The organism is Leptothrix mechoopdaensis (SeqCode) (genome assembly GCF_053893855.1).
In genome coordinates, this window is record NZ_CM132699.1 from 1138240 (window position 1) to 1152174 (window position 13935).

The 13935-nt window shown below is 65.5% G+C and carries 16 protein-coding genes; 10 read left to right on the forward strand and 6 right to left on the reverse strand.

Annotated features, from left to right (window positions below):
* Window positions 1-43: 43 nt before the first annotated feature.
* The 8 genes from ACWA7K_RS05145 to ACWA7K_RS05180 all read left to right on the forward strand — a co-directional run bounded on the left by ACWA7K_RS05145 (window position 44) and on the right by ACWA7K_RS05180 (window position 6609).
* Window positions 44-472: a VOC family protein gene (locus tag ACWA7K_RS05145; protein ID WP_456210373.1), complete on the forward strand. Its 429-nt coding sequence runs from the start codon at window positions 44-46 to the stop codon at window positions 470-472.
* Between the two features lie 28 nt (window positions 473-500).
* A complete protein-coding gene (locus ACWA7K_RS05150; protein WP_456166301.1) occupies window positions 501-1547 on the forward strand; it encodes a TRAP transporter substrate-binding protein in 1047 nt (348 codons plus the stop codon).
* 119 nt (window positions 1548-1666) lie between these two features.
* Complete coding sequence (locus tag ACWA7K_RS05155; protein ID WP_456210375.1) at window positions 1667-3553, forward strand: TRAP transporter large permease; 1887 nt, start codon at window positions 1667-1669, stop codon at window positions 3551-3553.
* Between the two features lie 10 nt (window positions 3554-3563).
* Window positions 3564-4469 carry an NAD-dependent epimerase/dehydratase family protein gene (locus ACWA7K_RS05160; protein WP_456166305.1) on the forward strand — a complete coding sequence of 302 codons (906 nt, stop codon included), beginning with the start codon at window positions 3564-3566 and terminating at the stop codon, window positions 4467-4469.
* A 37-nt stretch (window positions 4470-4506) separates the two neighbouring features.
* On the forward strand, window positions 4507-5277 hold the full coding sequence (locus tag ACWA7K_RS05165; protein WP_456166307.1) for an SDR family NAD(P)-dependent oxidoreductase: 771 nt from the start codon (window positions 4507-4509) through the stop codon (window positions 5275-5277).
* 19 nt (window positions 5278-5296) lie between these two features.
* Window positions 5297-5707, forward strand: coding sequence for a cupin domain-containing protein (locus ACWA7K_RS05170; RefSeq protein WP_456166309.1), 411 nt, complete (start codon window positions 5297-5299; stop codon window positions 5705-5707).
* 16 nt (window positions 5708-5723) lie between these two features.
* Window positions 5724-6065: an antibiotic biosynthesis monooxygenase family protein gene (locus tag ACWA7K_RS05175; protein ID WP_456166311.1), complete on the forward strand. Its 342-nt coding sequence runs from the start codon at window positions 5724-5726 to the stop codon at window positions 6063-6065.
* Window positions 6058-6609 (forward strand): hemerythrin domain-containing protein, encoded by a 552-nt coding sequence (locus ACWA7K_RS05180; RefSeq protein ID WP_456166313.1) that lies wholly within the window; start codon window positions 6058-6060, stop codon window positions 6607-6609. The genes ACWA7K_RS05175 and ACWA7K_RS05180 overlap by 8 nt, the downstream gene beginning before the upstream one ends.
* A gap of 21 nt (window positions 6610-6630) precedes the next feature.
* On the opposite strand, the gene ACWA7K_RS05185 is transcribed toward ACWA7K_RS05180, so the two are convergent.
* The 5 genes from ACWA7K_RS05185 to ACWA7K_RS05205 all read right to left on the reverse strand — a co-directional run bounded on the left by ACWA7K_RS05185 (window position 6631) and on the right by ACWA7K_RS05205 (window position 11962).
* Window positions 6631-7479, reverse strand: coding sequence for an IclR family transcriptional regulator (locus ACWA7K_RS05185; protein ID WP_456210377.1), 849 nt, complete (start codon window positions 7477-7479; stop codon window positions 6631-6633).
* Window positions 7480-7574: 95 nt separating this feature from the next.
* Complete coding sequence (gene ilvD / locus ACWA7K_RS05190) at window positions 7575-9434, reverse strand: dihydroxy-acid dehydratase (RefSeq protein WP_456166317.1); 1860 nt, start codon at window positions 9432-9434, stop codon at window positions 7575-7577.
* Window positions 9435-9460: 26 nt separating this feature from the next.
* Window positions 9461-10351: an NAD(P)-dependent oxidoreductase gene (locus ACWA7K_RS05195; RefSeq protein ID WP_456166319.1), complete on the reverse strand. Its 891-nt coding sequence runs from the start codon at window positions 10349-10351 to the stop codon at window positions 9461-9463.
* 92 nt (window positions 10352-10443) lie between these two features.
* Window positions 10444-11448, reverse strand: coding sequence for a tripartite tricarboxylate transporter substrate binding protein (locus ACWA7K_RS05200; protein ID WP_456166321.1), 1005 nt, complete (start codon window positions 11446-11448; stop codon window positions 10444-10446).
* An 85-nt stretch (window positions 11449-11533) separates the two neighbouring features.
* Window positions 11534-11962, reverse strand: coding sequence for a VOC family protein (locus tag ACWA7K_RS05205; protein WP_456166323.1), 429 nt, complete (start codon window positions 11960-11962; stop codon window positions 11534-11536).
* Between the two features lie 426 nt (window positions 11963-12388).
* Here ACWA7K_RS05205 and ACWA7K_RS05210 point away from each other — a divergent pair, with 426 nt between their 5' ends.
* Window positions 12389-12835, forward strand: a complete 447-nt coding sequence (locus ACWA7K_RS05210; RefSeq protein ID WP_456166325.1) for a DoxX family protein — start codon at window positions 12389-12391, stop codon at window positions 12833-12835.
* Window positions 12836-12869: 34 nt separating this feature from the next.
* Window positions 12870-13487, forward strand: a complete 618-nt coding sequence (gene ypfH / locus ACWA7K_RS05215; protein WP_456166327.1) for an esterase — start codon at window positions 12870-12872, stop codon at window positions 13485-13487.
* Between the two features lie 16 nt (window positions 13488-13503).
* Here ypfH and ACWA7K_RS05220 read toward each other — a convergent pair whose 3' ends face one another.
* The gene (locus ACWA7K_RS05220) at window positions 13504-13920 is read right to left on the reverse strand and encodes a GFA family protein (protein ID WP_456166329.1); all 417 of its coding nucleotides are present in this window, start codon (window positions 13918-13920) and stop codon (window positions 13504-13506) included.
* Window positions 13921-13935: the final 15 nt, after the last annotated feature.

A 13935-nucleotide genomic window follows, 5' to 3' on the forward strand; every position in this document is an offset into this window, starting at 1 on the left:
CGCCCGGCCCGTCGCGGCTTCTTTCCACTCACCAAGGATCGGCATGAACTTCAAGTTCCACCACATGAACATCTGCACGGACAACCTGCCCCGGTTGACCCAGTTCTACAAGACGCTGTTCGAGCTCGGCACGATCAACGACAAGGAACACACCGTGGTGAGCGGCATTCGCGAGGACCGCGCCTACACCGGCAACGTTGACTTCCTGACCGATGGCGCCATCGAGTTCCACTGGTCCGAGCGCGACCTCAACACCGGCTTCAAGATGAAGCAGTTCGTCAACCCGATGGGTCACGGCCACTTCTGCTTCCGCACCGATGACATCCAGGGCTTCATGCGCAAGTGCGACCAGCTCGGCATCCGCTATTCGGACTACGGCTGCTGGGCGATTCCCGGCTGGCACCAGGTCTTTCTGCATGACCCCGACGGCCACGTCATCGAGGTCCACCAGCCCGGCGTGTTCAACCGCTGATCGACGACCAGAACCCAGGAGACATGACATGCAAGAAGAGCAGAACCTGATCGCCGGCCCCATCGGGTCGGGTCGTCGCGCAGCCCTGCGCCAGTTCGCTGCCGTGGCCGCAAGCGCCCTCGTCCCGGGCGCCGTCATGGCCCAGTCCGGCAAGTTCAACCTGAAGATCGCGATCTCCTTGCCCGAGACCCATCCGACCAGCGCAGCGTTGAAGGCGGCCTGCGCCGACATCGGCAAGGAATCGGGCGGCCGCCTCACGATCGAGGTCTACCCGAATGGCCAGCTCGGCAGCGACACCGACACGGTCTCTCAGGTCCGCTCCGGCGCCATCGACTTCGTCTGCACCGCCGGGACGATCTGGGGCAACCTCGTGCCCGTGACCTCGATCAACACGATCGCCTTCGCATTCCCCGACTACGCCACGGTCTGGAAGGCGATGGACGGTGACCTGGGCGCCCATATTCGCGGGGCCTTCGACAAGATCAATCTGGTGCCGATCGGCAAGGTCTTCGACCACGGCTTCCGCCAGACCACCACGGCGTCCAAGCCCATCGTCGAGCCCAAGGACCTGGCGGGCCTGAAGATCCGCGTGCCGGCCAGCCAGATCCTGACCTCGCTGTTCAAGGGTCTGGATGCCTCCCCGGCCACCGTGCCAATCGGCGAGCTCTACACCGCCCTGCAGACCAAGGTCGTCGACGGCCAGGAGAACTCGCTGCCGACCATCGATGCGACCAAGCTCTACGAGGTGCAGAAGTACTGTTCCTACACCTCGCACATGTGGGACTGCTTCACGCTGGTGGGCAACAAGCGCAACTGGAACGCGCTGCCGGATGACCTGCGCGCGCTGGCCTCCCGCATCTTCGAGGCCCATGCGCTCAAGCAGCGTGCCGCGCACGATGCCTTGACGGCCTCGTTGGAGACCAAGCTCAAGGGCCTGGGCATGCAGTTCAACAAGGTCGACGTGCGCCCGTTCCGCGAGGTGCTGTCGAAGTCGGGCTTCTACGTCGAGTGGCAGAAGAAGTTCGGGCCCGAGGCGTGGGCGCTGCTCGAGAAGTACAGCGGCAAGCTGGCCTGACCGACGCGCGCAGGGCTGGTCATCCGCCCGGGTCGGCCAGCCCCTTCGACCTGTCATTCCTCCCTCGTGCCGCGCGTGCCGACCACGCGTGTGCACCGATCCGCCACTGGAGCCCGCACGTGGATCCCCATTCGAGCCCTGATCGTTCGCGGTCCTCCCCATCGCCGGACACGGCCTGGCGCCGTGGCGTCCAACACGCCGACCGCATCCTGGGGCTGATCACCGAGGTGCCTGCTGCCTTGCTGGTGCTGACCGAGATCGTGGTGCTCTTCTCCGGCGTTGTCAGCCGATATGCGCTGCATCAGCCGCTGACCTGGTCCGACGAACTGGCCGCGATGCTCTTCCTGTGGCTGGCGATGCTGGGCGCCGTGATCGCCTTCCGCCGTTCGGCCCACATGCGCATGACGGCACTGGTCGACATGGCATCGGTCGAGACACGCGCCTTCCTGGACCTGTTCGGTGTTGTGGCGGCCGGCGTCTTCCTGCTGTTGATCGCCCATCCGTCCTACGAGTTCGCATCCGAGGAGGCGATCGTGACCACGCCGTCGATGGGCATCTCCAACGCGTGGCGTGCGGCAGCCTTGCCGGTCGGCGTGGCCCTGATGGGGTTGGCGGCCATCCTGAAGCTCGCCGAGGTCACCGACTGGCGACGGCTGGCGCTGGCCGGCCTGCTGGCGGTGGTCGTCGCGGGCGGCCTGCGCCTGCTCGCGCCCTGGTTCCAGGATCTCGGCAACTTCAACCTGCTGATCTTCTTCGTCTTCATCGTGGCGCTGCTGGTGCTGGCCGGCGTGCCGATCGGCTTTGCCTTCGGACTCGCGACCTTCGGCTACATCGCCTTGGCCACGAGCAAGCCGACCATCGTCATCGTCGGACGAATGGACGAGGGCATGTCGCACCTGGTGCTGCTCGCGGTGCCGCTGTTCATCTTCCTCGGTGTCGTGCTGGAACTGACGGGCATGGCCAAGGCAATGGTGCATTTCCTGGCCTCGTTGCTGGGCCATGTGCGTGGCGGCCTGTCCTATGTCCTGGTCGGCGGCATGTACCTCGTCTCCGGCATCTCGGGATCAAAGGCGGCGGACATGGCGGCCATCGCACCGGTGCTGTTCCCCGAGATGCGCAAGCGTGGCGTCGACGATGGCGAGATGGTGGCCTTGCTGGCTGCGACCGGCGCGCAGACCGAGACCATCCCGCCGAGCATCGTGCTGATCACCATCGGGTCGGTCACCGGCATCTCGATCGCGGCGCTGTTCTCGGGCGGTCTGGTGCCGGCCCTGGTGCTCGCCCTGCTGCTATGTGCCGTTGTCTGGTGGCGCAACCGCCGGCTGGACCTGGCCGTCGGCGAGCGCGCCAGCGGCCGGCAGATCTTGCGCACGCTTGCGGTGGCGGCGCCGGCACTGGCCTTGCCTTTCATCATCCGGGCGGCGGTCGTGGAAGGCGTGGCGACGGCCACCGAGGTCTCCACCATCGGCATCGTCTATGCCCTGATCGCCGGCGCGGTGCTCTATCGGCAGCTCGATGTCCGCAAGATCTGGCCGGCACTGGTCGACACTGCCGCGTTGTCGGGCGCGATCCTGCTGATCATCGGCACGGCCACGGGCATGGCCTGGGCCCTGACGCAATCGGGATTCTCACGCCAGCTTGCCGAGGCGATGTCGCAGCTGCCGGGAGGCACTGCCGGCTTCCTCGCCGTGTCCATCCTGGCCTTCGTGGTGCTGGGCAGCGTGCTGGAGGGCATTCCGGCCATCGTGGTCTTCGGGCCGCTGCTGTTCCCGATCGCGCGGCAGTTCGGCGTCCACGACGTCCACTACTCGATGGTGGTCGTGCTGGCGATGGGAATTGGCCTGTTCGCGCCGCCGTTCGGCGTCGGCTACTACGCCGCCTGCGCCATCAGCCGCGTCAGCCCGAGCGCTGGCATGCGTCCCATCCTCGGCTACATCGCGGCCTTGCTGGTAGGCACCGTGCTGGTCGCGGCCATCCCCGGTCTCTCGACTGGTTTCATGAAGTGAAGGAGCCCGCTTGAACACCGTCTTCATCACCGGCGCCAGCGGCTACATCGGCGGATCGGTCGCACAGGCGCTGATCCTGGCGGGCCACCGTGTGCGTGGCCTGACGCGCGACGACCGGACCGGCGCATTGCTGGCCGCTTCCGGCATCGACCCGGTCATCGGCTCGATCGACGACGCCGACCTGCTGGCACGCGAGGCCCGTGCGGCCGACGGCGTGATCCACACCGCCAGCGCGGACCATGCGCCCTCGGCCCTGTCCCTGGTCGATGCACTGTCCGGATCGGGCAAGTTGCTGCTGCACACCAGCGGTTCCAGCATCGTGGCCGACGATGCCCACGGCGAACGCCTCTCGGACCACGTGATCGACGAGGATGCACCGCTGGTCGTGCATCCGCTCAAGCAAGCCCGTCGGGACATCGATCTGGCCGTGCTTGGCGCCGCAGCCAAGGGCGTGCGTTCGGTGGTGATCTGTCCCGGGTTGGTCTATGGCCTCGGACGCGGTCTCAAGCGCGACAGCGTTCAGGTCCCCTTCCTGGCCGCGAATGCTCGCCAGCGCGGTGTCGTCGAGATCGTCGGCTCGGGGCGCAACGTCTGGTCAAACGTCCACCTGGATGACCTGGTCGAGCTTTACCTGCTGGCATTCGACCGGGCACCAGCTGGCTCGTTCTACTTCGCCGAAAACGGCGAGGCGGCGTTCAGCGACGTCGGTGCTGCCATTGCCAGCCGACTGGGCTTGCCGGGTGTCGTCTCGGTGCCTGTTGACGAGGCCGTCCGCCAATGGGGCGAGGCCCGCGCGCGGTTCTCCTTCGGTGGCAACAGCCGCATGCGTGCGGCGCGAGCCCGTCGGGAACTGGGCTGGGCGCCACATCAGGCCTCCTTGCTCGACTGGATCGCGCACGAGCTGCCGGTCGCTTGATCCGACGTCTGTCCATCCGAATTCCAGAAAGATCCAGATGCTGTTGAAGGACAAGGTGTGCGTCATTGCCGGTGCAGGTTCGCTGCGCAGCATCGGCTACGCCACGGCTGAACTCTTTGCCGAACACGGTGCCAAGGTCGTGCTGGCCGACGTGATGCTGGACGACGCGCTGGTGGCCAGCCTGCGTGCGTCAATCGAGCATCACCTGGGTCGTCCGGCCGAGGTGCAGGGTTGGCGCTGTGACGTCACCCAGGCGGAGGACTGCGACCGCCTTGTCGCCAGGACGCTCGACCTGCACGGCACCATCGACTGCCTGGTGAATGCGGCGGGCATCGTCAAGTCGACGCCGCTGCTGGAGATCGGTGCGGACGAACTCGATCGCATGCTGGACGTCAATCTCAAGGGGGCGTTCCACCTCTGCCAGAGCGTCCTGCGCGTGTTCACCGAACGTCGCGCCGGGACGATCGTCAACGTCGCATCGCTGGCCGCGCAGCGGGGCGGCGGGCTGGTCGGCGGCCCGCACTACGCCGCATCCAAGGGCGGCATGCTGAGCCTGACCCGCAGCATCGCCCGCGAGTTCGGCGCGAAGGGCATCCGGGCCAACGCGATCTGCCCGGCCATGATCGATTCGCCCATGCTGGACAGCCTGCCGCCCGATCGCTTGCAGGGCATCGTCGATGCCATCCCGCTCAAGCGCATCGGCGCACGACGCGAAGCGGCGGGTGCCTGCCTGTTCCTCGCGTCCGACCTGTCCGGCTTCGTGACCGGCGCGACGCTGGACGTCAACGGTGGCGCGCACATCCACTGATTCGAACCGGACACCCGACATGAGCGACCACGCGCATTTCCTTCCCTTCGACACCCTGCCGAAAGTTTCTCGCGGCAATGGCATCGTCAACTACCCGATCGCCGGCCGGAAGCAGGGCGCGCGCGCCATGCACACGGGCATCACGATGCTCCCGGTCGGCGTGCCAGCGCCGCCCCATGTCCACAATGCCGAGGAACAGGTGACCGTGCTGGAAGGCCGCGTGAAGATCCGCCTGGGCGAACGCGAGCAGGTCTGTGGCCGCCTGGACTCGACTTTCATCGCGGCTGGCGTCGAACATGAACTGGTCAACGTCGGTGACGCACCAGCCTGGGTGCTGGTGGTGTATGGCACGCCGGACGTGACGCGCACCTTTGTGGCCACGGGTGAGACCGTGGCCATCGGCTCGGACGCTGACCGGTTCACGAACTGATCGCGTGTTCTCACTTGTGAAGGCTGCCAACATGATTTTCGAGATCGCCGACATCCACGTCCAACCGGGCCGCGCTTCGGAGTTCGAGCAGGCGTTGAACAAGGGCCTGCACGAGGTCTTTCCGCAGGCCCGAGGCTTCCTGGGCCATGAGGTGCAGCGCTGCATCGAGACGCCGGAACGCTACGTGCTGCTGCTGCGTTGGGAGACGGTGGAGGACCACACGGTGGGCTTCCGGGGTTCGCCCCTGTTTGCGCAATGGCGCGGCCTGGTCGGCGACTTCTTCGCGCAGCCGCCGAAGGTCGAGCACTTCAGCTGCATCGATCGATCGACCCGACGCCCGGGAGTGAACGATGAATGAGGCTCCGCGTTCGCCCGGCGACGAACCGGTCCAGTCCTTTGCCGATTGCCATGCCGGCATCGTGCAGGTGCTCCAGGACCTCGGTGAGTTGCCCTCGATGGTCGATCTGGCTCGCAAGGCGCGTCAAGTGGCCAGCGAGGTCGAGGCGTTCTTTCGCGATGTGATCGTCCAGCATCACCGTGACGAAGAGATCGACCTGTTCCCCGCTGTGCTCGCCAGCGCAACACCAGGGGCCGAGCGCGAGGACGTCGAGCGCCTGATCGCGCGGCTGACCTCGGAGCACCGGCAACTGGAGTCGACCTTCCGTCGCCTGCTGCCTGCCATCGAGGCCATCGCCAACGGGATCCTGTCGCCGCTGGACCGTGCCGACGTGGCCGGACTCATCCGCGCTTATCTGGCCCATGCGAGCCATGAGGAGGCGGTGTTCCTGCCCAAGGCGCAGGTGATCCTCGGGCGAAATGGCAACCACATGGCCGCACTCGGTCTGTCGCTGCACATCCGGCACGCCGCCGACGACGTCCGGCGACGCTTTGGCATGGTCTGAACCTGGGGCGCGCCTTGCGTCTCAGGGTGAGAGTGGCGGTGCGCCCAGCTCGGCGCGCAGGCCTGAGCCACCGATGCGCGCCGAGAGCTGGCGGGACGTCAGGTCAAGGGCTTCGGTGGCCTGCTGGATCGAAGGTCCCGGAGTCTGGTCGAGCCTTTCGGTGTAGGGCACCGTCATCGAGGCGATCGCATGCCCCTGGGTGTCGAGGATCGGAAAGCTGATGGCATAGAGGCCACGGACCTGACCGCTGGGGACGGATTCGTGACCTCGGGCGCGGATGGTGTCTAGGATGGTGTCGATTTGCGGATTCGCCTGGCCGGGGCTTCGTGCCAGTGATTCCTCGATGCGCAACTTGCGCGTCTCCGCGTCCTGGAATGCCAGCAGCACTCGTCCGGACGACGAGATCAACACATCGATCTCTGCTCCGGCGCGGATCGAGAAACCCATGCCGTTGGGTGTATCGACCTTGTGCAGGACCAGCTGTTTTCCGTTGCCATAGACCGTGAGGTGGCAGGACTGGTCGAGCTGATTCGTGAGCCGCTTCATCAAAGGCGCCGCCTCGATCAGCAATCGCTGCGTTGGCGAGTGGACATGGGCCAGTTCGAAAAGCTTGGTGGTGATGCCATACGTGTTGGCATCGACGAGCCGCAGGTAGTTGCGATCCACCAGACAAGCAATCATCCGGTAGATTTCGCCGACGCTGCGGTCGACCCGTTGAGCGATCTCCTTCTGGGTCAGAGGATGCTCGCTGAGGCACAGCGCCTCCAGGATGTCGAGTCCCTTCTCAAGGGCCGGTGCCGCGTAGGTACGGGCCTCCGCCTCGTCCGTCCCGGCCTTCTCGCGCTTGTCGACTTTCATCGCCTTCTTCATGACCCTTGCTGGCTTGGTTTCCGTGTCCGCCGGCCCGCATCCGGGGCTAGCGTTTTCGATGGTAGTCCAGCCCCAGATTCGCTCGCCTGGTTCGGTCAGTCTTCCAGCAACGAGCGGTTTCGGACCGCTCCCTTGTCTGCAGAGGTGGCCAGCATTGCATAGGCCTTCAATGCGGCCGACACCTGTCGCTCGCGCTTGTGCGCCGGGCGCCAGCCAACAGCGTCTTGGGCCTCTCTGCGGGCTGCGAGTTCCTCGTCCGACACCAGCAAGCGGACGCTGCGATTCGGGATGTCGATCCGGATCCGGTCGCCATCCCTGACGAGCCCGATCGCACCGCCCGCCGCGGCCTCTGGCGACACATGGCCGATCGACAGGCCGGAGGTGCCACCCGAGAAGCGTCCATCCGTGAGCAGCGCACACGATTTTCCGAGGCCCTTGGACTTGATGTAGCTGGTCGGATACAGCATCTCCTGCATGCCCGGTCCGCCCTTGGGTCCCTCGTAGCGCACGATGACGATGTCACCGGGCTTGACCTTGTCGGCGAGGATGTCGGCGACGGCCGCATCCTGCGATTCCGTGACGTGAGCGACACCCTCGAAGACGAGAAGTCCCGGATCGACGCCCGCGCTCTTGACGACACAGCCGTCGGCGGCAATGTTGCCGTAGAGAACGGCCAGACCGCCATCCTGGGAGTAGGCATGCGTCTGCGACCGGATGCAGCCATGGGAACGGTCGAGATCCAGACTGGCCCATCGCGTCGACTGGCTGAAGGCCACTTGTGTCGGAATACCGGCTGGGCTGGCACGGTAGAAGGTCTGCACCTCGGCCGATGGCGCGTGCGCGATGTCCCACGCCGCCAGCGCGTCCTTGAGCGTCGAGCTGTGAACGGTCGGCACATCGGTGTGCAGTTTTCCGGCGCGGTCCAACTCGCCCAGGATTGCCATGATCCCGCCGGCACGGTGTACGTCCTCGATGTGGAACTTGTCCGTGTTGGGGGCGACCTTGCAGAGCTGCGGCACCTGCCGCGACAGGCGGTCGATGTCCTTGAGCGTGAAGTCGATCCCGGCTTCCTGCGCGATCGCCAGCAAGTGCAGGATCGTGTTGGTTGATCCGCCCATGGCGATGTCAAGCGTCATGGCGTTCTCGAAGGCCTTGACGCCGACGGCGCGCGGCAACACCGAGGCGTCATCGCCTTCATAGTGGCGGCGGCAGAGTTCGATGATCGTCCGTCCGGCCCGGCGGAAGAGCTGTTCGCGGTCCGCATGCGTGGCCACGAGCGTGCCATTGCCCGGTAATGAGAGGCCTAGCGCCTCGGTCAGACAGTTCATCGAGTTCGCGGTGAACATGCCCGAGCACGAGCCGCAGGTCGGGCAGGCCGACCGTTCGACTTCGGCGACCTCGGCGTCCGTCATGCGACTGTCGGCGGCCATGACCATCGCATCCACCAGGTCCAGCTTGCGTATCTCGATGGATTGGGACTTCGAATCCCGGTTCTGGATCCTGCCGGCCTCCATCGGTCCGCCTGAGACGAACACCACCGGGATGTTCAGTCGCATGGCGGCCATCAGCATGCCGGGCGTGATCTTGTCGCAGTTCGAGATGCACACGAGCGCGTCTGCGCAATGTGCATTGGCCATGAACTCGACGCTGTCGGCGATCAGCTCCCTGCTGGGCAGTGAATAGAGCATGCCGTCATGGCCCATTGCGATGCCGTCATCGACTGCAATGGTGTTGAACTCCTTGGCGACGCCGCCAGCCGCCTCGATCTCGCGAGCCACCAGCTGACCCAGGTCCTTGAGGTGAACGTGGCCGGGGACGAACTGGGTGAAGGAGTTGGCCACCGCGATGATGGGTTTGGCGAAGTCGTCATCCTTCATCCCCGTGGCGCGCCAGAGCGCACGGGCGCCGGCCATGTTGCGGCCGTGGGTGGAGGTCTTGGAACGGTAGGCGGGCATGGAGGGTCTCCGGAGATCGGCGGAGCTCAGTCGCGGCGCGTGCGCCGTGCGTAGTTCGTCATGATCGATGCACCATCGGCGCCACCCAAGCCCCGGCCTGCCGCTTCGATGAACGACAGATAGGCCATGTGGGCCAGTGGCGCGGTGAAGCGCGCTTCGCGCGTGGTATCGAGGACCAGCGAGAGATCCTTGACGAAGATGTCGATCGCGGCTGCAACGTCGTCGTAGCCCTCTGCAATCATCTTGGGTCCTCGGTCCGACAGCATCCAGCTGTTGGCCGCGCCGCTCGACAGAATGTCCAGGGTGGTCTGCAAGGGCACGTCCAGATGTTTCGCCAGCGCCATCGCCTCGGCAGCTGCAGCCAGGTTCGCACCGACCAGCAACTGGTTGATCACCTTCATCTTGGCGCCCGTGCCCGCCTGACCGAGGTAATGGATCCGCTTGCCCATCGCTTCGAGGACCGGACGGGCCTGCTCGAATGCGTCCTTCTCCCCCGAACCCATGATGGTCAGCGTGCCCTGGAGGGCGCCGCCGGGTCCACCGGTCACCGGGGCGTCGACGAGCTGGATGTCTTTCGCTGCGAGGCGCGAGGCCAGCTTCTCCACATAAGCCGGGTCCATCGTGCTGCACGATATGAAGATCGAGCCGGCCGGCAGTCTTCCCACGAGTCCGTCCGGACCCAACAAGACTTGTTCGGTCTGCTCGGCATTGACGACGAAGCTGACCACGATCTCGACCTGGCCTGCCAGTGCTGCAAGAGTGGCAGCGGGTGTGCCGCCGATGCCTGACAGCCAATCAAGGCTCTCCTGCCGGACGTCGAAGCCGACAAGCTCGAATCCCTTGTTGATCAACTGGGTCGCGGACCCTCGTCCCATGGCTCCGAGGCCGATGAGACCCACCTTCTGCTTGCGGTTCATGGGTGCTTCGTTCGATCGGCGCCTCATGGATCTCGAGACGCCTGGTTGGGGACATCGATCGAGCAGCTGCTTGCCGCTCGATCGGGGAACACTCACTCCACGTTGATCTTTCGATCGCGGATGAGGGTGGAGAGCGTCTTGCCTTCGTCAGCCAGCAGTTTGCGGAATGCGGTCGTCTCAAGGGACACGGCTTCGGCGCCCATCTCGTTGAAACGCTGCTTGACGACCGGGTTCGCGAGAGCCTTGCCGAGTTCGCGGGTCAGCCGCGTCGTGATCTCGGCCGGCACGCCGTTGGGCGTCCAGACGCCGAACCAGATGTCAAAGCTGGCGCCTTGGATGCCGAGGTCCGCGAAGGTCGGTGCGTCCGGGAAGAACGGCGACTTCTTCTCGCTGGCGACGGCCAGCAGCTTGACCTTGCCAGCCTTGATGAGCGGCAGCGAGACGCCGGAGTCGAAGGTGAAGTCGACCTGGCCGCCCATCAGGTCCTGCAACGCGGGGCCGGATCCGCGATAAGGGATGTGATTGATCTCGGTGTCGGAACTCTGCTTGAACAACTCGCCGGCCAGGTGTTGCGGCGTGCCAGCGCCCGACGATGCATACGACAGCTTGCCCGGTTGGGACTTCGCCAAGGCGATCAGCTGCTTCACGTCCTTGGCCGGAAGGTCCGGGCGGGAGATCACGTACATCTGCGAACGACCGACGCCCATGACGGCGCTCAGGTCGCGAGAAGGAAGCAAGGGCGACTTGAAGAGCGAGGGATTGGCGGTCTCGACCGAGGTCGGCGCCACGAGGATGGTGTAACCATCGGGCGCCGCCTTGGATACCTCAGCCGCACCGATGTTGCCGCTCGCCCCCGGCTTGTTGTCGACCACCACGGTCTGGCCGAGTGCCTCGGTCAGAGATTGGGCCAGTGAACGTGCGATCACGTCCGTCGTTCCGCCGGCAGCGAAGCCGATCACCAGACGGATGGGCTTCGTCGGCCAGGGGGTCGTCTGGCTCCAGGCTGGCCATGCTGTGCAGGCCAGGGCGGCGGCGCCAAGCAGCGTCAGCAGGCGGCGCGCTCGAGCGGGATGGCGATTCAGGGTGGACTTGGTCATCTTGTCTCCTCGTGTCGGCATCGGTGCCAACGTCATTTGTCTTCAGGAACGACCGCCGTCTGGCGGTCTGCGTTGGCGGTCGTGGTCAACGATTGAACACGCCGGGCTGGTGGACCTCGATGACGTGGCCGTCGGGGTCATGCAAGAAGACCTGGTGCCAGCCGGGAATGGCCCAGCAGCCGTAGTCCGAATAGCGGATGCCGAGCTGGTCGCACTTGCGCATGAAGCCCTGGATGTCGTCGGTGCGGAAGCAGAAGTGACCACGCCCCATCGGGTTGACGAACTGCTTCATCTTGAAGCCGGTGTCGAGGTCGCGTTCGGACCAGTGGAACTCGATGGCGCCGTCGGTCAGGAAGTCAACGTTGCCGGTGTAGGCGCGGTCCTCGCGGACACCGCTCACCACGGTGTGTTCCTTGTCGTTGATCGTGCCGAGCTCGAACAGCGTCTTGTAGAACTGGGTCAACCGGGGCAGGTTGTCCGTGCAGATGTTCATGTGGTGGAACTTGAAGTTCATGACGGTCCTTGGTGATGGTTGCGTGAGCGAAAGCCGAGGCCAGAGGAAGGCTGCGGCAGCGAGGGGGGCGTCTGTGCGGCGGGAGATGCCGCCTGCGGCTGGGTCTTGATCACCCTTGCAGCCAACGTTATCAGATTCAATAGTGAAGTAGACAATGCATAGGTGAAACCACCTAGATTGACCCATTGGTGAATGGAGAGAGACTTGTCTCTGCTGATTTCGTAGGCGAGCAAAGGTGTGTGCCGGTGAGGTCTTGTCCGACTTCTCCGCTGACGGACCTTGGCACCCGTGCAGCATCTGGTAGGACCTGATTGGCTTGTTTTTCGAGCCAGTCTTTCTCGAAGATGGTTCTTTATCTTGATTTGATGGGTTACTAGAGTTCAGCCCATCGCAGCGATCCGCTGCATCCAATCCCGGAGAGACACCATGACCCAGACCCTGATCCAGCGCCTCCTGTCCACCGACGACCGTGTCGGACCGGTGGCGCTTCGTGTGCCCGTGGGCATCATCTTTGCGGCCCACGGCGCCCAGAAGCTGTTCGGCTGGTTTGGCGGCTACGGGCTTGACGGCACTGGCGAGTTCTTCGCCTCGATCGGTCTGGCGCCGGGCTACCTGCTGGCGCTGCTGGCGGGCTCGGCCGAGTTCTTCGGAGGTCTGACGTTGCTGCTGGGACTGTTGGTGCGGCCGGCCTCAGCGGTGCTGGCCTTCACGATGCTCGTGGCCATCTTCTCGGTCCACTGGAGCAAGGGCTTCTTCGCGGGCAACGGCGGCTATGAGTACGCGTTGGCGTTGTTCGCGGCAGCCGTGTCGCTGTTCTTCAGTGGCGCCGGTAGGTACTCGGTGGACGCAACGCTGGCGGCTCGTGCAGACTGAACCGAGTCTTCCCATCACCTCACCCGGAATCGACATGTCCCAGGCCATCATCGTCCAGCAGCCCGCAACCGCCAGCGAGCTGATCCTCATGTTCCACGGCGTGGGCTCCAGCGCCGCCGACCTGGCGCCGCTGGGCGAGGCATTGGCACCGCATCGGCCGCAGGCCTGCATCGTCAGCGTGCAGGCGCCCGATGCTTCGGACTTCGGTTCGGGCTGGCAATGGTTCTCGGTCCAGGGCGTGACCGAGGCGGGCCGTCCGGCACGCGTCGCCGCGACGATGCAGCGCTTCGTCGACACCGTCCAGCACTGGCAGCGCCAGACCGGCATCGGTCCGGCCGCGACGACGCTGCTCGGCTTCTCGCAGGGCTCGATCATGTCGCTGGAATCGACCCAGCAGCCGGTCGCGCTGGCCTCGCGCATCGTGGCGATTGCCGGGCGGTTCGCGCAGCCGCCGAAGGTGGCGCCGTCGGGGACCCGGATCCATCTGCTGCATGGGGATGCCGACGCCGTGATGCCCGTGCGCTTGAGCGTGGACGGCCAGGCGCAGCTGCAGGCGCTCGGGGCCGAGGTCACACTCGACCGCTTCCCCGGCCTGGGCCACGGCGTCGATGCGCGCGTGCTGGCTCAGGTGGTCGACAGGCTCAAGGGCTGAGCCTCGGGCGCCCGCTCTACATCGCCGTCGGTCCCTGAGGGAAGGCCTTCATGCCGTCCGGCTGTCCGACCCAGGGCTGGGCCGAGTCGCACCAGATGGCGAGCGTCGGACGCAGCCAGGACCGATCGTCCAGCGTGCCGGCCTTGACCCAGTCCAGCGTCGGGCGAGATACCACGTCCGAGAAGATCGGCGAGCCGCAGCGTCCGCAGAAGTGCCGGTAGACCGGCTGGCCGCTGCTGCCCAGGTCGGTGTAGACCTGCGGCTTGGCGGCGGTGAACGTGAGTGCGCCCTTGGGCACGCCGACGTTGACCGAGAACGCCGCGCCGGACTGGCGCTGGCAATGGGTGCAGTGGCAAAGAACCACGACGACCGGCTCGGCCGTCGTGGTGTAGCGCACGTCGCCGCAGAGGCATCCGCCTTCGATCCTGGGCATCGTCACACTCCGGTT